Here is a 229-nt window from a genome sequence, read left to right on the forward strand (position 1 = left end):
CGGCGCGGCGGCACCGGTTCGCAGAATCGACGCTGGTCCCACCACCCCAGACGAGGTCGATGCCATGATCCACGGCGATATTTCCAGCAGCAAGGACACGGTCGGTGTCGCAGTCGTCAACTACAAGATGCCCCGCCTGCACAGCCGGGCGGAGGTGCTGGAGAACGCGGGCAAGATCGCCGACATGGTTGTGGGCATGAAGTCCGGCCTGCCCGGCATGGACCTCGTC

1 pseudogene is annotated in these 229 nt (G+C 65.5%); it reads left to right on the forward strand.

Annotated elements, in window-relative coordinates:
• Window positions 1-64: 64 nt before the first annotated feature.
• A pseudogene (amiE, locus tag CVH10_RS25190) lies at window positions 65-229 on the forward strand (aliphatic amidase); the annotation flags it as partial.

The sequence above is a fragment of the Halomonas sp. ND22Bw genome (genome assembly GCF_003011945.1).
GTDB lineage: Bacteria > Pseudomonadota > Gammaproteobacteria > Pseudomonadales > Halomonadaceae > Halomonas > Halomonas halophila.